Genomic DNA, 17,042 nt, shown 5'->3' on the forward strand with positions numbered 1-17,042 from the left:
CGTGGAAGACATTGACAGGCTTAAACTCAAACATATTGGAGTACACCTTATGAACGGACACACCAATCCCTCCTTTGCCGAAGCTACGCCATTGGGCGCGTCTGACGTGCAATTCATCAATGACCTGCATGAGCTACTGGAGCGCCATGGCAACCTGGATCGCTTCGGACTCTGCCTGCTGCATGATCACTTCGCGGTGGCCGAGGACGAGATTCTCCTTGAGTGCAACGATCACGATGCCCGCACCTTGCACCTGGATGTGGTCAAGCGTGCGACCCTGGCGCAAAGCAAGTTCACCAGTTGGCGCATTGGCGGGTCCCGGGCCGAAGCCTTGACCGCGTGCGCCATGGACAAGTGCAAGGTTGAAGCGCTGACCGCTTGCGCCATGGACAAGTGCAAGGTTGAGGCCCTGACCGCGTGCGCCATGGACAAATGCAAGTAGCGCCCAGCACTGCCGATGGTCAGTGGCGGGCACGGGAAGCCGACAGGCTCCCGTGCTCGTCCTGGCTCGCACAGTTTTACGCCCGCCGTCACGCAGCCCTGGTAGGCAGCGGCACCGCAGCGCTGGAACTGGCGCTACGGCAATTGGGTGTCACGACCGAGTGGCGGGTGGCGGTTCCGGCGGCTACCTGTCATCAGGTGGTAGCGGCTGTTCTCAATACCGGCGCGGTCCCGGTCATCATTGAAAACGGTGCTGAGTTACTGCTCAGCAGCGCCGCCCTGGAATCTCATAAAAACAGCCTGGATGCAGTGATCGCCGTTCATCAATACGGTTTGCCTTGCGATATTCCAGCCCTGCGCCGACAACTGGGCCCGCAGATGCCAATCATCGAAGACAGCGCTGGCGCCTGGGACCTCAATCAACCTGGCGCGTCACGGGTGGTGACCTCCCTGGGACGCGGAAAGCCGCTGGATATCGGCGGTGGCGGCGCAGTGTTCAGCGACACTGCGGTGGATGCCGATATCGATGTCTGGTCGCCAGGCCAACGTTCGCGACCACGCCCGGCGTCGAGCTCGCCCTTGTCGGTCCATGCCCTGCCCGCCCTGATGCAGGCCGTCGCAACGGCCCAGGCGCGAACCCAAAGGCTGCGGCTGCAGGTGCCCGGGTTAATGGTGCGGTTGCGTCAATATGGTCTGGATCCCTGGATCACCCAAGACCCATCGGCACCCAGCTGGCAGTTCATTCCGATCCGCACCCGCGACGCCCGGGTCTTCGAACACCTTCGCTACAGCCCTCATGCCGATCTCCTCGGCGTCTGTGCCCCAGCCCCGCGCCCACTGAGGGAATTACCCATGCTTGGCACTCGTGCAGACGTGGCCCAGGGTCCACGGCCCACCTTGGACCTGCACCGCAGCTGGATACTGCTCGACCCCCTGGCTGCCCTTGAGCATCCGCAGCAGCTGGCGGCCTGGGCCGCAGACCTGCCATGAGTCCGCGCACCCATGACCTGGCCCAGCCTTTCACTATCGGCCCAAGGGTGCAGCACCTTGCGGACTACGCCGACAGTGGCCAGGCGTTAATCGAAGAACAACTGCTGGGGGTGGCCGACGCCCGGGTCCTGTTCGCCAACTATGCAGCGATTCGGGCCGACTTCGGCACGCTTTGGGGATCGTCTACGGACACCTCCTCGCACATCGAGATCGACCAGTGGCTGCTGGACAACGCAGCCTTTATCTCCAGCAGCCAAGCTGCAGCGCAAGGCATCAACACCCCGATCGCCCTCGACGGCCGCCGCACGCCGGCTTGGCGCCCGCCCCGCTATGGCAGGGCCGCGGTGCTTTGTTCACCCTGCAGCGATCAGGTGCTATTCGACGTCAAAGGACTCGGTGTCCCCCCGGACGAAGCCCCTGTGCTTCCCCATTCCAACGGTTTACTGACCCTGGCCGAAGCCATGCATGAAGTGCTGATGGAGCACCTGGTGTTGGCGGCCATGACTCATGCAAAAGAGGCGATCACTGCGCTACCGACCTATGCCGTTATTGAACTGGGCTTCGACGCCTTGTGGCATGACGGTCGACCATCTGAACCCGCCGTCCTGTTATTGCGCCGCCCCTGCACCCGCCCGCGCTGCCAGTGGCAACGTTACTGGCAAGGGGCCGAGTTGGCGGGCGCCTTGATGCAGGCCGAACTGCGTCTCAGGCGTTATGGCCTGACAGCCAGCAGCTGTGGCGCTGTGCGTTTTCACGTCAGCCATGAGAATGGGACACTGCAGGTGCAGCGCGACGGCGCAACACTTAAGGTCAGCAACCAGGTGACCGAGCGATTGGAACAGCTGCTGGCGAACAACCAAGGCAAGCCGCTGGTGATCGACGGCGTCAATGTACAACTGGCCGGGAAGTCCAGCGTCGAGCCCCTGCAGTTGCAGATCATGGACTTTGGCCGCTATCGTTTTGCCGAGCGCTTTGACCATCACCTGTACGCCTGGATCGACGCTGACTACCAGAACCTCAATGGGCTTTACATGGCACCCGACCACCTGCAATACATTCAACCAGACCCGCTACTGAGCCTGGCAAAGGCCGTCGAAGGAACTGCTTTCACCGCCCTTCAACAACAACTTCGAGACTTCCGCCAAAAGCCCGGGGCCGATGAGCTATGCCAGGCCGTACGCGCCGTTCTGGAAGAAGCCTGCCGTCCTTTGCGTTCCTGAACTGACAGCAGAAGGAGGTAAGGCGGTACATTCCAGGTCTGCTGACCGGGCAAACAGGTCGTTTTCTGCGGAGCAATGATGATGGTCACGAACTTGGCCCTGGAGGCCATCTAACGTGAAGAAATCGACTTATTAATCGTGACGGGAAGTCCTATCTGGAAAACAGACAAAGCTCCAGCAATCGAGTCGCTGGTTCATGAGGCGCACGCGATGAAGATCGTCGTGGCAGGCATCTGTGACGGCACCAGCGTATTGGATTAGGCTGGCATACTGTATTACTTACATCACACCTCTAACTGCGCTGAAGATCTGAAATATGAGCATTCTTGCGGGTCGGATTATTACCAAGACGTGGCATATGCCGTTACAGTCTACCAAGCCATTGTGCGGCAAAAGCCAAGACGATCTGACGCAGATATTGCGGATTACCTATTACCGACACCGTCAGCGCCTACAGCAAAGATTCGAAGCCCGACTGCGGCGATTCTAAGCGTGTTCGATTGCGGGCAGAATTACGAGGCCCTTTAGGGCCCCACCAGCGGTGACTATGCTCATCCTATCGCAAACCAATCACGCTCAGGACGGTGACAGATGACAAAATGCTTGCTCCCTGCGTTACTCTGAGAAAGAGGTGATGGCTATGTCTATAAGCTCGGCGACAACTGGCAGCTGCGCACTAGAGTCTACAAGACCACCCACGATATTTTTTCGCAAGTGCTACACAGACGGCGCTAATAGGCGTTCACTGCTAGATATTGGTGGCGGGCCAGAGCATGAAAACTTTCGGCAACGTTGGAGGATCTGAATCGTCCCGACATGAGGTAGTTTCGGAATGGTATGGGATTGATGGGTTTGATCCGATAGCCTTTGACTGCGAGTGAGCTAATCAATTACTAGAAAAGTAGGTGAAGGCCCGATCAACAAGAGAATGCAGGAAGGACGTTCCATTTTCCAAAATCAAACGATGTGAATCTGCTGCGTAGTTCAGCGCTTCAGATCCCTCTAATCCACCCTCGTCAAAATGCCTATGCACAAACTCGGAAAACCGAGGAACCTTAAAGGGAATTGAGATGTTGAAAAGGATCAAAGCATTCTTCATCAGCGAGAAAGCATCTGTCGACGTGCCTCCGCCCGCGCCCGCGTCTGTGGAAAATCAATATTCCTCTGACCAGCCGATTGCCACCCGCGCCGACGACCGTTTCAATCGGGCGCCTTTTGCCACCCGCATGGCCGATACGATTGCAACACGAATAGATCCGGCAAGCATCGTCATAGGGCTCTATGGACCGTGGGGAGACGGTAAAACATCCGTACTGGAAATGATGGAAGAGGCACTAAAAGCCTATCCAGATGTCATCTCCGTGAAATTCAATCCTTGGCATTTTCAATCTGAAGACCAGCTTCTCCGCGGCTTTTTCGCAACGCTCGCCGGGGCACTGAATCAATCACTTCCTAACTTTAAAGAGCGGGCTGGCGACGTGCTACAGCAATACGGCTCTTTGCTGTCACTCGGCTCGTTGACAGTTGCCGGAGTGCTCCAAATCAACCCAGGAGATGCTGCAAAGGGTCTGGGAGAATCGCTATCAGCTGTCAAATTAGAAGAGCTGAAGCAAAGAATAGAATCGATTCTCGAAAAATGTGGCAAACGCTTGGTCATATTTATCGATGATATTGATCGTCTGGATCGCAATGAAACCCACGCCATATTCAAGCTGGTGAAATTGTCAGCAAGCTTTCTTCATACCTCATACATACTAGCATTTGATGATGTTGTTGTATCCGCCGCATTAGGCGAACGCTATGGTCAAGGCGGCGAGCGCGCGGGACGCGCATTTCTTGAGAAAATCATTCAAGTACCGCTCCACCTACCCCCTGCTGATGAAATAAGCCTGCGCCAAATGACATTTGAAGGAGTACAGGCAGCTTTGAATCAGGCTGAAATCCCACTCACCCAATCAATGGCCGATACATTTGGACGGCATTTTGTTGATGGCCTTGAACCGCGCCTCACCACACCGCGTCTTGCAAAACTATATGCCAACGCTTTGACATTTGCGCTCCCGTTGCTCAAGGGTGAAGTTGACATTGTAGATCTCATGCTAATTGAAGGTATACGTATCTTTTACCCCAACCTGTATACCGAAATTCGCCGCAATCCAGATTTGTTCTTGAAGCAAGCTGAGAACCAGAATGCTTTCACGCAACAGCCTCAAGAAATTCCTCTGGATGCCTTAATTATCCGTGGTATGCCTGAGACCACTCAACAAGAACGCCTGCGAATCAGAAGAGGTTTACTTGAGCCACTCTTCCCCCGCATAGGCCGCATGGGTTACGGCGGTGAATGGGATCAAATATGGGCGCGAAAACAAAAGGCCTGCTCAAGTGAATATTTCGCTCGCTACTTCACGTATGGCATTCCTCATGGCGACGTGGGAGACGCTGCGATTAATTCACTGCTGGGAAACCTCACGCATGCCAATGAGGCAGAACGAACCGCGCTCCTAAAAGAGTTTTCATTGCGTGGAGCCTTTCCAAAACTTATCCAAAAGCTTCGTGCCCACGCTGAAGAGACTTCAGAAGAGCAGGCCTATGCACTAATGCTAACGCTCTCAACCAACGCGACAATGCTGCCCCGAGAGCGCGGGCCGATGGTTATAGGCGGCACCTTCATGCAGGGAGGCATGCTAGTCTCTCAACTATTGAGGCGCATACCTGATCCTGGCGCCCGACAACGTGCTGCAGAAGAAGTAATTGACTCGGCTAATCCGCTTGGATTCGGAATGGAATGCTGTCGATGGATTCATCATCATGAGGGACGTCACGAAGGCGAACGCATTTTTTCTGATGCCATTGAAGAGATTCTAAACCAACGCCTGGCTCAAAGAGTTTGCGGTGCTGACACCGAGCTCCCACTTTTTGCTTCAGACCCTAAAGACATGCCGAGTCTATACTGGCTTTGGAATAAGCATCTTGGAAATGCCTCTGTACGGGAAGCACTCAGCGCTCACTTTGAAACAGACCCTAGTGGTGTAGATACTTTTCTGGAGTGTTTCGTCGGAGAGGGGTGGTTTGTAGAGTCAGGACTGCCTGTCAGGTCCGATTTTGAAAGACGCAGCTACGACTCTGTTGCGGATCTAGTAACACCTGAGCTGATCGCAGAGAACCTGCGAACCCGTTACGGCAATGCACTACGTGATCCGGTGTATCACCCGGAGGAACATTTATCGCCTGCTTTGAAAACAGCACATCAATTCATGTACATCCACCAGCAGGTTCTGAAGGACCCTGAGCAACACGATCCTGTCCCGTAACCAAGCGCATTGTAGGCTGGGATCTTGACGCTCTAACTTGACTAATTGGACCAAGGGATCTCGTTACCTTCGCATTCAAGAAAGCGAAAATTCATCGTTCACCGCGCAGTTGAGCCAGATGGATGGCGCCGAAATAGGCTAGTTGTGGCGCTGGCCATCGATACTAGAAATCGATTGAAGGACGCAGGATTTAACCTGAGCGATCCAATCGTGGCTAACACGATCGATCCTGACACCCCTTCAGCTAAAAATGCAGCTTCGGTAAACACTGCCGTAATTGGTAAACTCTAGGCAAAGAAAAGCCCGCTATAGGGCGGGCTGAAAGGTATCACTAGGCGCTGGAGTGACCATAATCGCCTACCTGTGAAAAGGTTGTAAAAGTCAGATACAAGAAGCCCGGCGCTAGGCCGGGCATTTATTGATCAGTGCAGTGAGTTTGTATGAGTTTCCATTTTTTTCTGAATTTCTTCGGCAAGCTTAGGCGCCTCTTGCTCTAAGTAGATTTCACTTGCAACAGGAATTTTTCTTAAAATACTCAATGCCTTGCTGAAAGCTGGTTGCAGCTCTATTTCAGTAGGGGGGCTGACTAACAAATAAACCTTAAACTCATCTGCTGAGTCTTGAATGCTAGAAAGTTGTCCAAGCCAACGATGAGCTTTATCCTTGAAATAGTCACCATCCGTAAGGTCAAAAGAAATTGGCTCAATACAGTGCCAGATTCCATTCTTCCACGAGTGCTGGAACTCTATTTCGTCATCCTTAACTGATATCCGCTTAGGTTGAAATTCTTCTGACAGCTTGAATTTTTCAAGTGTTTTCTTGAAATCCTTCCAAATATCCTGTTCCGTTCGCCTATCTCGACTCACCTTAACATCGTAATGACTAACATATCGCTCAAACAACAATTCCAGCTCTGCTTCTAAATTTGAAGTCAGCCCAGCAGAAACTGGTGACCACTGCATTGAGCTGTCGTCTCTAGGTAAAACCTTGTGCAACAAAGTCTGCAAAGACTTTATTTCAGAAAATTGCAGCTCTGTATTTAAAGACTGATTTGTTCTGCAAAACTCTGCCTGAACAAATTTCATCATCTTTCGAAAATGTGAGCTATTTAAATTTGGGAAGACAGCCGAAACTCGTGCATAGGTGTTCCTGCATTGCGCGGAAATCCATTTTTCTTTTTCGCAATATATTACAACACCAACATTTACAAATTCTCCGGTTAGAGTGTCATGTACATACCGCAAAACCGAAAATTCATAATTTTGGAAGTTGATCATGAAAGCACCCTCACAACTTCATTAAACGCCTCATCGCCATTGTCTCTGAGGTCTCGAATGTAGGAGACAATCTCTAAGGCAATAACGTTCCCTTCTCCAGCCAGCCACTCATCCGGGAGCGCTGCCATGTATGAATCCAGCCTAGCATCATCAATCATCAGCAGGCAGCTTTTCATCCTTTCAAAATCAATCTTTTGTTTCCGAACGTGGATCCAAAAAACGTGCCTATCGACGTTGCTGAGCGCTTCGCCGCCACCTACAGCCCAAGGACTTTTCCAGAAGAGAATGGAGCCCATCAAGAAGGCTAGCTCGTGATCAATTATTGAGACAAAATCCCCTTGCGTCAGGCAATTTGGATTTTGTGGGCCGCGATCATAATTGGCAGTAAATGTATCAAACACGAAAATTTCCGCAGCCCTTTGGATCATAGGGCCATGAACAGGATGAGCAGGTGAGACGATCTGGTAACCTGACGCGAGCTTCGTAGACCCAAACGCGTACTTAGAGCTTGCGGCAATGAAAGCACTATGCTCGGGGAAGGCAGGGCCCGCAGTAAATTGAGGCGGTACTTCAACCAGCAGAGGCTCGGGAATGTGAAGCCCCAAATCTGCAGCAAAAAATGCTGACAGCGCCTCTCGAATCAGCGCTCCAACGCCGCTTTCGCAGCCGGAACTGAACTTCACTATAGCTTCAGCGCGCTCGCCAGCCAAATCCGAGCATGTAATGAAACATGCACGATTTCTGCCGTTACCTGCAGGCTTGTCAAACCGGATGGCGTATACTTTTCGGAACATTCCCAATCCTTAGGCGTCGAGCTTGATCTAAGATATGTCGCAGCACAAGCTCGAAAGTCGCGCGATCATACGCAAAGAGGAGGCATAAAGCCACCAAACGGCAGTATCCAACCTTACCGCTTGTCAGCACCCTCCTATATTTCCTTATCATCGCACAACCTTTATGACCCCCCAGATTCACTCATCCGCATACTCCACTACAGCCTGGTAGCTCGATGCAATCTCAGCATCTTGCTGGCTCATTTCTTGGTGCCCCCCCCCCCCCCGCACAGAACGCACTCCGCCTACACCACAAGACAGCCGACAATTTGAGCAGAGGTCACGACGCATTCGCGGGTCGAGGTTGGTGAGCCCATGAACACTTCCATACAAATATGCCGCGTCTCTGGCCAGAGCGATTGGATGCGCAAAATCTAAAACCGTTACTTAGCCACTACGAGCTGAGACCATCAACCGCTGAAAATTAGCAGACATCAAATCACAAAAACAATTTGCTATTTTATGGCCACTCCTTCGCAACCTCATGGCGAAGCAAGAGCACCTCAATTTTTTGCGAAAGCCAGTAATACGGCTGGCCTTGCTCGCCCTGGAGAAAGTGAATGTCACGCAAACCCATCAAACCGTTACCAATACGGTGTTTGCAGAGTTTGAACGACGAGTGGGTATGCAGGTGAGACGTGGAGGCTAGGAAGCAGTTGTAGCAGCACGGGATGGTTTTACTTCTCCGTGGATCCATCCCGTTGGAGCCTGGCCTTGGACGCGTGGTTAGCGTTCCAAGGTCTTTTTAATTCCGGTATCACAGTGCTAGTAAGGAAACGTTTGTTTGCCCTACCCTAGCGTTCCTATTGAAGGATCAGCCGCCGAGGCGACCTCCACGCCTACAGCTAGAGAGCTTCATGTGTGAGCGTGTGGATGTCACATGAAGCATTGATCATGTTGCCACTCATACTTCGATAGCATCCAAACTAACTGAAAGGGTACCGCCTGTTATTTTTCAAGCAGGCGTAAGGACTGAAATATGCCAAGAAAGATTGAAAAACGCCCCAATACCGTGGCCTGTGGTAATCCAGAATGCTCTCGGAGCAACCTCGATTTCGACGCTTACCAGTCCCGGCATCCTGGCGACCACGTGGAGCAGGAACGCATTCATTGGCAGGCATACCCCGTAATAGGCGGTAGCGCAGTTCTCTGCACCTGTGGGCACTTCACCGTTTTCTACAACCCTGCCGAACAAGAACCACGTCCCAGCCGATAGGTGAAGCTAGGCAACGCTAATGAGCTGCTCGACAAATGCTGGACGAATCATCAGCGCTGATTGAGCGCTTGGTACGTTCAAATTTGAAGGTGCCAAACAAAGCGCAAATTTTGCGAATTACATCACCGAGGCGTTGTACCAAACACCGTGCAAGGTAGTGCCAAAACCGACGCCTCCTTACACAATCCTTGAAGAGGAAGCAGGCGTGAAAAAACGACAAGTCACGCAAAAGTCACGCACATGAAAAAGGCCAATGCTGTGAACATTGGCCTAACTCATTGAATAATATGGTCGGGACGGAGTGATTCGAACACTCGACCCCTAGCACCCCATGCTAGTGCGCTACCGGACTGCGCTACGCCCCGACTAGGCGTGTTACTGGGTTTGCTTCTTAACGAAGCGAACCGGAATATACCGCAAGCTTTTGAAATGTGGAAGTATTTTTAAAGCCTGAATCACTTCTTCAGCACCACCAGCACATCTTCGAGTTCGGAGATCATCTGGCGGATCATTTGCTTGTATTGGGTGGTGTCGTCTTTGGCTTCATCACCGGACATGCGCTGGCGTGCGCCGCTGATGGTGAACCCCTGGTCGTACAGCAACGCGCGGATCTGCCGGATCATCAGCACATCCTGGCGCTGATAATACCGGCGGTTCCCAGTGCGTTTGACGGGGTTGAGTTGAGGAAACTCCTGCTCCCAGTAGCGCAGCACGTGCGGTTTTACCGCACACAGCTCGCTGACTTCACCGATGGTGAAGTAGCGTTTGCCCGGGATGACGGGTAGTTCGTCGTTATGACTTGGTTCCAGCATAAGCCTCAACTCGGGCCTTCAACTTCTGCCCTGGACGAAAGGTGACCACACGGCGAGCCGTGATCGGGATTTCTTCTCCCGTTTTTGGATTGCGGCCAGGCCGCTGGCGTTTGTCCCGCAGGTCAAAATTGCCGAAACCGGACAATTTGACCTGTTCGTTGTCTTCCAGAGCGTGCCTGATCTCTTCAAAAAACAGCTCGACCAATTCCTTGGCCTCGCGCTTGTTCAGACCCAACTCTTCGTACAGACGTTCCGCCATCTCAGCTTTCGTCAAAGCCCCCATACGTCACTTCCTTAACGTGGCGTTCAACCTTTGTTCGAGCGAGGTGAGGATATTTTGTGTCGTGGTATTCACCTCATCGTCATTAAGAGTGCGCGATGGATGCTGCCAGGTCAAGCCAACCGCAAGGCTTTTTCTATGCGGATCAATGCCTTTACCCTGATAGACGTCAAATAGCCTGAGGTCTGTCAGCCATTCCCCTGCATTTTCTCGGATTACATCCAGAACGGCAGTGGCAGCGACTTCACGGTCGGCGATCAGGGCCAGGTCGCGGCGTACTTCAGGGAAGCGCGAAAGCTCGCTGAATTTGGGCATCTTACCCGACGCAACTTCAGCCAGGACCAGCTCGAAAACGAAGACTGGACGGTCCAGGCCCAGGGTTTTCGACAGCTCCGGGTGAATGGCACCGACAAAGCCGACCAAACGACCTTCGCGCTCGATACGCGCCGTCTGGCCTGGGTGCAGCGCAGGGTGTTTGCCCGGCAGGAACGTGAAGGCGTCCAGCGCACCGGCAAAGCCCAGCACCGCTTCCACGTCAGCCTTGACGTCAAAGAAGTCCACGGCATCGCGGCCTTGTGCCCAGCCTTCCGGCAGGCGGCTACCGCAGACAACACCCGCCAGCATCGGCTCTTGCTTCAAGCCATCGAGCTGACCGACAAAGCGCAGGCCGCTTTCGAACATGCGCACGCGATCTTGCTGGCGGTTCAGGTTGTGGGACAGCGCCTTGATCAAGCCTGGCCACAGCGACGAACGCATGGCCGCCATATCGTTGGAAATGGGGTTGGCCAGCAACAGCGGCTCGACACCTGGGTTGAACAGCTCGAACTGCTTTGGATCGATGAAGCTGTAAGTCACCGCTTCCTGATACCCACGGGCAACCAGCAGGCGACGCAGTTCCGGCAGATGTGCACGGGCTTCAGCTTTCGGCTGCGGGGCCAGACGCGCTTGCGGGTAACGAACCGGCAGGCGGTTGTAGCCGTACAGGCGGGCCAGTTCTTCGATCAGGTCAACTTCCAGGCTGATATCGAAGCGATGGCTTGGCACTTCAACGTGCCACTGCCCTTCCCCACCCGCAGAAATGGCGAGGCCGAGGGCCGATAGCAGTTGCTCAATCTCGGCTGGCTCGATCACCAGGCCGAGCATTTGCTCGACGCTTTTGGCGCGCAGCGTGATTGGCGCAACGGACGGCAGGTACTGTTCGCTGACAGTCTCGGTGATCGGGCCGGCTTCGCCACCGGTGATTTCCAGCAGCAGGCCAGTGGCACGCTCCATCGCTTCACGGGCCAGCTTCCAGTCCACGCCACGCTCATAGCGGTGCGACGCATCGGTGTGCAGGCCGTATGAACGGGCCTTGCCGGCGATGGCGATCTGGTCGAAGAACGCGCTTTCAAGGAATACGTCGCGAGTGGTCGCCGATACGCCGCTGTGCTCGCCACCCATCACGCCGGCAATTGCCAGGGCACGGGAGTGATCGGCGATGACCAGCGTGTCCGCGCGCAGGCTGACTTCCTGACCGTCGAGCAGTACCAGCTTCTCGCCTTCCTCTGCCATACGCACGCGGATGCCGCCATTGATTTCGGCGAGGTCGAACGCGTGCAGCGGTTGGCCCAGCTCCAACATCACGTAGTTGGTGATATCGACGGCCGCATCGATGCTGCGTACGTCAGCGCGGCGCAGGCGTTCGACCATCCACAGCGGAGTCGGCCTGGACAGGTCGACGTTACGGATCACGCGCCCCAGGTAACGTGGGCAGGCGTTTGGCGCCAGCACTTCAATCGAGCGCACTTCGTCGTGCACGGCTGGCACGCTGGCAACCACCGGGCGGGTAACAGGCACGTTGTACAGCGCGCCCACTTCACGGGCCAGACCGGCCAGGGACAGGCAATCGCCACGGTTCGGGGTCAGGTCGACCTCGATGCTGGCGTCTTCCAGCTCCAGGTAAACACGGATGTCCTGGCCCACTGGCGCGTCGGCCGGCAATTCCATCAAGCCGTCGTTGCCCTCGCCTACCTGCAGCTCGGCCTGGGAGCACAGCATGCCGTTGGACTCGACGCCGCGCAGCTTGGCCTTCTTGATCTTGAAGTCGCCCGGCAGTTCGGCACCGATCATGGCGAACGGAATCTTCAGGCCCGGGCGCACATTGGGCGCTCCGCACACGACCTGGAAGGTTTCGGCGCCATTGCTGACTTGGCACACCCGCAATTTGTCGGCATCCGGGTGCTGCTCGGTGCTCAGCACCTCGCCCACCACCACGCCGCTGAATACACCGGCGGCCGGGGTAACGCTATCGACCTCAAGACCGGCCATCGACAGACGCGCAACCAGCGCGTCGCGATCTACCTGCGGGCTTACCCAGCCACGCAGCCATTGTTCACTGAATTTCATCCTGCTCTCCTAAAGATTCGTTACGACTAGCGAAATTGCGCGAGGAACCGCAAGTCGTTGTCGAAGAACAGACGCAAGTCGTTCACGCCGTAACGCAGCATGGCCAGACGCTCAACGCCCATGCCGAAGGCAAAGCCCGAAAACTCTTCCGGATCGATCCCGGACATGCGCAGCACGTTAGGGTGGACCATGCCGCAGCCCATCACTTCCAGCCAGCCGGTCTGCTTGCACACGCGACAGCCTTTACCGCTGCACATCACGCATTCCATATCGACTTCAGCGGACGGCTCGGTGAACGGGAAGAAGGACGGACGGAAACGCACCGCCAGTTCTTTTTCGAAGAACACCCGAAGAAACTCTTCGATGGTGCCTTTGAGGTCGGCGAAATTGATATCGCGATCAACCAGCAGGCCTTCGACCTGGTGGAACATCGGCGAGTGGGTAATATCGGAGTCGCTCCGGTACACACGGCCTGGGCAGACGATGCGGATCGGCGGCTTGTTCGCTTCCATGGTGCGGACCTGTACCGGCGAGGTATGGGTGCGCAGCAACATGTTTGCGTTGAAATAAAAGGTGTCGTGCATCGACCGGGCCGGGTGATGGCCTGGGATGTTGAGCGCCTCGAAGTTGTGATAATCGTCTTCGACCTCAGGGCCTTCGGCAATGCCGTAGCCAATGTGGGTGAAGAACTGTTCGATACGTTCCAGAGTCCGGGTGATCGGGTGCAAACCGCCCGAGGCCTGGCCACGGCCAGGCAAGGTCACGTCAATGGACTCGGCGGCGAGCTTGGCCGCAAGATCGGCCTCCTCGAGCGACGCCTTGCGCGCATTGAGAACCTCGGTGACGCGCTCCTTGGCAACGTTGATCAGCGCACCGACCTGCGGGCGCTCTTCAGCCGGCAAATTCCCCAGGGTCTTCATCACCTGAGTCAATTCACCCTTTTTACCAAGGTAGTGAACCCGGATTTGCTCCAGGGCATTGATATCTTCAGCGCTTTGCACAGCCTCAAGAGCTTGAGCGACGAGCGCGTCCAGGTTTTCCATGTACAGACTCCAGATACAAAATAGGGGAAGAGCTTGAAGGCTCTTCCCCTATTTATGACGTTTACCACCTTGGGCTACAGGAGTAACCCAGGGTGACTGTCGGGGGTACTTAAGCCAAGGAGGCTTTAGCTTTCTCGACAATCGCAGCAAACACCGCTTTTTCGTTCACGGCCAGTTCAGCCAGAACCTTACGGTCGATTTCGATGGACGCTTTTTTCAGGCCAGCGATGAAACGGCTGTAGGACAGACCGTTAACACGTGCACCAGCATTGATACGAGCGATCCACAGGGCGCGGAACTGACGTTTTTTCTGACGACGGTCACGGTAGGCATATTGGCCTGCCTTGATTACCGCTTGTTTGGCAACACGGAATACGCGTGAACGCGCGCCGTAGTAGCCTTTAGCAAGTTTCAGAATTTTTTTGTGACGCTTACGGGCAATGACGCCACGCTTTACACGAGCCATGAGTTACTTCCTCTATTCTTGATCCAAAATTAACGAAGGCGCAGCATGCGCTCGACTTTTGCCACGTCAGACGGATGCAGCAAGCTGCTACCGCGCAGTTGACGCTTACGCTTGGTCGACATTTTGGTCAGAATGTGGCTCTTGAAAGCGTGCTTGTGCTTGATACCGTTAGCAGTTTTCAGAAACCGCTTAGCAGCACCACTTTTAGTCTTCATCTTTGGCATGTTCGGATACTCCGCATTCAGTTGATAAACATAATCAGAAGGCCTGCCGTGCCCTGTTGATTACTTCTTCTTTTTCGGGGCGATGACCATGATCAGCTGGCGTCCTTCCATCTTAGGATGCTGTTCGACCGAACCGTACTCGAGCAGGTCAGCTTCAACCCGCTTGAGGAGTTCCATCCCCAGCTCCTGGTGGGCCATCTCACGGCCGCGGAATCGCAAGGATACCTTGGCCCTGTCCCCATCACTCAGGAAACGTACCAGGTTGCGCAGTTTTACCTGGTAATCCCCTTCCTCCGTCCCTGGACGAAACTTGATTTCTTTTACTTGAATCTGCTTCTGGTTCTTCTTCGCTGCGGCAACCTGTTTCTTCTTCTCGAAGATCGACTTGCCGTAGTCCATCACCCGGCAAACGGGTGGGATTGCATCGGCGGAAATTTCCACCAGGTCCAGCTTGGACTCTTCTGCAATACGAAGCGCTTCATCAATCGAGACGATGCCAATCTGCTCGCCATCAGCGCCAATTAACCGAACCTCGCGTGCCGAGATATTCTCGTTGATCGGGGCTTTCGGTGCAGCTCGTTTATCTTGTCTCATTTCACGCTTAATAATAATTACTCCGAATCTGGGCGACCACGCCGGGAAACCGCTTGCGCGAGGAACTCAGCGAACTGGGCGACGGGCATCGAGCCCAGGTCAGCACCTTCACGAGTACGCACAGCGACAGTCTGCATCTCGACTTCCCGATCTCCGATAACCAAAAGATAGGGAACCTTGAGCAAAGTATGCTCGCGGATTTTAAAGCCGATCTTTTCATTTCTCAAGTCGGACTTGGCACGAAATCCGCTTTCGTTGAGTGTTTTTTCAACTTCAGCGGCAAAATCTGCCTGTTTATCAGTGATATTCATGATCACTGCCTGAGTCGGAGCCAGCCACGCCGGGAATGCACCCTCGTAGTGCTCGATCAGGATCCCGACGAACCGTTCGAACGAACCGAGGATCGCCCGGTGCAGCATAACCGGGTGTTTACGGCTGTTGTCTTCGGAGACGTATTCGGCTCCCAGACGGATCGGCAGGTTAAAATCGAGCTGCAGGGTACCACACTGCCAGACGCGGCCAAGGCAATCTTTCAGCGAGAACTCGATCTTGGGACCGTAGAACGCGCCCTCCCCCGGCTGCAGGTCGTACGCAAGGCCCGCGCTGTCGAGCGCTGCGGCCAGTGCAGCTTCGGCGCGATCCCAGAGCTCGTCGGAGCCGACGCGCTTTTCCGGACGAGTGGACAGTTTCATCTCGACCTCGGTGAAACCGAAATCGCGGTAAACGTCCATGGTCAACTTGATGAACGCGGCGGATTCAGCCTGCATCTGCTCTTCGGTGCAGAAGATATGGGCGTCATCCTGGGTGAAGCCGCGCACACGCATGATGCCGTGCAACGCACCCGATGGCTCGTTGCGGTGGCAGGCACCAAATTCGGCCAGGCGCATCGGCAACTCGCGGTAGCTCTTCAAGCCCTGGTTGAACACCTGCACGTGGCAAGGGCAGTTCATCGGCTTGATGGCGTAGTCGCGGTTTTCCGACTGGGTGGTGAACATATTGTCGGCGTAGTTGGCCCAGTGCCCGGATTTCTCCCACAGGCTGCGATCAACCACCTGCGGGGTCTTGATCTCGAGGTAACCGTTTTCACGCTGAACCTTGCGCATGTACTGCTCGAGCACCTGGTAGAGCGTCCAGCCGTTCGGATGCCAGAACACCATGCCCGGCGCTTCTTCCTGAAGATGGAACAGGTTCAGGCGCTTGCCGATCTTGCGATGGTCGCGCTTCTCGGCTTCTTCGATACGCTGGATATAGGCAGCCAGCTGCTTCTTGTCAGCCCAGGCGGTACCGTAGATCCGTTGCAGCTGCTCGTTCTTCGCGTCGCCGCGCCAGTAGGCGCCGGACAATTTGGTCAGCTTGAACGATTTGAGGAAACGCGTGTTCGGCACGTGCGGGCCACGGCACATGTCGACGTATTCTTCGTGGTAGTACAGGCCCATGGCCTGCTCGTCCGGCATGTCTTCCACCAGGCGCAGCTTGTAGTCTTCGCCACGGGCAGTGAACACATCAATCACTTCGGCACGCGGGGTGACTTTCTTGATGACGTCGTAATCTTTTTCGATCAGCGCGTGCATGCGCTGCTCGATCGCAGCCAGGTCGTCCGGTGTAAAAGGACGCTCATAAGCGATGTCGTAATAGAAGCCTTCGTCGATGACCGGGCCGATCACCATTTTGGCGGTGGGATACAGCTGCTTGACCGCGTGGCCAATCAGGTGCGCGCAAGAGTGGCGAATAATCTCCAGCCCCTCTTGATCCTTGGGCGTGATGATCTGCAGGCTGGCATCGGCAGTGATCAGGTCGCTGGCGTCAACCAGCTTGCCGTCGACCTTGCCGGCCACGGTGGCCTTGGCCAGGCCGGCACCAATGGATGCGGCGACTTCGGCTACGGAAACCGAATGATCGAACGAACGTTGACTGCCGTCGGGTAGAGTAATAGTTGGCATGGCGCCTCCT

General features: G+C 54.9%; 14 protein-coding genes and 1 tRNA gene. 4 read left to right on the plus strand and 11 right to left on the minus strand.

The genetic code is table 11. From position 1 onward, the window contains the following. Positions 1-49: 49 nt before the first annotated feature. The 4 genes from C4J93_RS17170 (at position 50) to C4J93_RS17185 (ending at position 5,962) form a co-directional block, all read left to right on the plus strand. On the plus strand, positions 50-442 hold the full coding sequence (locus C4J93_RS17170) for a hypothetical protein (protein WP_256660085.1): 393 nt from the start codon (positions 50-52) through the stop codon (positions 440-442). Then, positions 418-1,431, plus strand: coding sequence for a DegT/DnrJ/EryC1/StrS family aminotransferase (locus C4J93_RS17175; protein WP_256660086.1), 1,014 nt, complete (start codon positions 418-420; stop codon positions 1,429-1,431). The genes C4J93_RS17170 and C4J93_RS17175 overlap by 25 nt, the downstream gene beginning before the upstream one ends. Continuing rightward, positions 1,428-2,651 (plus strand): hypothetical protein, encoded by a 1,224-nt coding sequence (locus C4J93_RS17180; protein ID WP_124430024.1) that lies wholly within the window; start codon positions 1,428-1,430, stop codon positions 2,649-2,651. Before C4J93_RS17175 ends, C4J93_RS17180 begins: the two co-directional genes overlap by 4 nt. Before the next feature lie 1,070 nt (positions 2,652-3,721). Next, entirely contained in the window at positions 3,722-5,962 is a 2,241-nt protein-coding gene (locus C4J93_RS17185; RefSeq protein WP_124430025.1) for a P-loop NTPase fold protein, read from the plus strand. A 422-nt stretch (positions 5,963-6,384) separates the two neighbouring features. Here C4J93_RS17185 and C4J93_RS17190 read toward each other — a convergent pair whose 3' ends face one another. The 11 genes from C4J93_RS17190 to thrS all read right to left on the minus strand — a co-directional run bounded on the left by C4J93_RS17190 (position 6,385) and on the right by thrS (position 17,032). Continuing rightward, the gene (locus C4J93_RS17190; RefSeq protein ID WP_124430026.1) at positions 6,385-7,239 is read right to left on the minus strand and encodes a DUF3037 domain-containing protein; all 855 of its coding nucleotides are present in this window, start codon (positions 7,237-7,239) and stop codon (positions 6,385-6,387) included. Continuing rightward, on the minus strand, positions 7,236-8,033 hold the full coding sequence (locus C4J93_RS17195) for a HipA family kinase (RefSeq protein WP_124430027.1): 798 nt from the start codon (positions 8,031-8,033) through the stop codon (positions 7,236-7,238). The genes C4J93_RS17190 and C4J93_RS17195 overlap by 4 nt, the downstream gene beginning before the upstream one ends. Before the next feature lie 1,543 nt (positions 8,034-9,576). Further along, positions 9,577-9,653, minus strand: a tRNA-Pro gene (locus C4J93_RS17200). Positions 9,654-9,743: 90 nt separating this feature from the next. Next, the gene (locus C4J93_RS17205; RefSeq protein WP_003219935.1) at positions 9,744-10,100 is read right to left on the minus strand and encodes a MerR family transcriptional regulator; all 357 of its coding nucleotides are present in this window, start codon (positions 10,098-10,100) and stop codon (positions 9,744-9,746) included. Beyond that, positions 10,081-10,383, minus strand: coding sequence for an integration host factor subunit alpha (gene ihfA, locus C4J93_RS17210; RefSeq protein ID WP_002553164.1), 303 nt, complete (start codon positions 10,381-10,383; stop codon positions 10,081-10,083). Before ihfA ends, C4J93_RS17205 begins: the two co-directional genes overlap by 20 nt. 3 nt (positions 10,384-10,386) lie before the next feature. After that, a complete protein-coding gene (pheT, locus tag C4J93_RS17215; RefSeq protein WP_124430028.1) occupies positions 10,387-12,765 on the minus strand; it encodes a phenylalanine--tRNA ligase subunit beta in 2,379 nt (792 codons plus the stop codon). A 26-nt stretch (positions 12,766-12,791) separates the two neighbouring features. Then, positions 12,792-13,808 carry a phenylalanine--tRNA ligase subunit alpha gene (gene pheS, locus C4J93_RS17220; RefSeq protein WP_034099107.1) on the minus strand — a complete coding sequence of 339 codons (1,017 nt, stop codon included), beginning with the start codon at positions 13,806-13,808 and terminating at the stop codon, positions 12,792-12,794. A gap of 109 nt (positions 13,809-13,917) precedes the next feature. Continuing rightward, positions 13,918-14,274 (minus strand): 50S ribosomal protein L20, encoded by a 357-nt coding sequence (gene rplT, locus C4J93_RS17225; RefSeq protein ID WP_005789679.1) that lies wholly within the window; start codon positions 14,272-14,274, stop codon positions 13,918-13,920. 29 nt (positions 14,275-14,303) lie between these two features. Then, a complete protein-coding gene (rpmI, locus tag C4J93_RS17230) occupies positions 14,304-14,498 on the minus strand; it encodes a 50S ribosomal protein L35 (protein WP_002553160.1) in 195 nt (64 codons plus the stop codon). A gap of 60 nt (positions 14,499-14,558) precedes the next feature. Next, entirely contained in the window at positions 14,559-15,110 is a 552-nt protein-coding gene (infC, locus tag C4J93_RS17235) for a translation initiation factor IF-3 (protein WP_015884933.1), read from the minus strand. Next, the gene (gene thrS / locus C4J93_RS17240) at positions 15,110-17,032 is read right to left on the minus strand and encodes a threonine--tRNA ligase (protein WP_124371238.1); all 1,923 of its coding nucleotides are present in this window, start codon (positions 17,030-17,032) and stop codon (positions 15,110-15,112) included. Before thrS ends, infC begins: the two co-directional genes overlap by 1 nt. Positions 17,033-17,042 lie beyond the last annotated feature (10 nt).

Source organism: Pseudomonas sp. R2-37-08W (assembly GCF_003851705.1).
Classification (GTDB): domain Bacteria; phylum Pseudomonadota; class Gammaproteobacteria; order Pseudomonadales; family Pseudomonadaceae; genus Aquipseudomonas.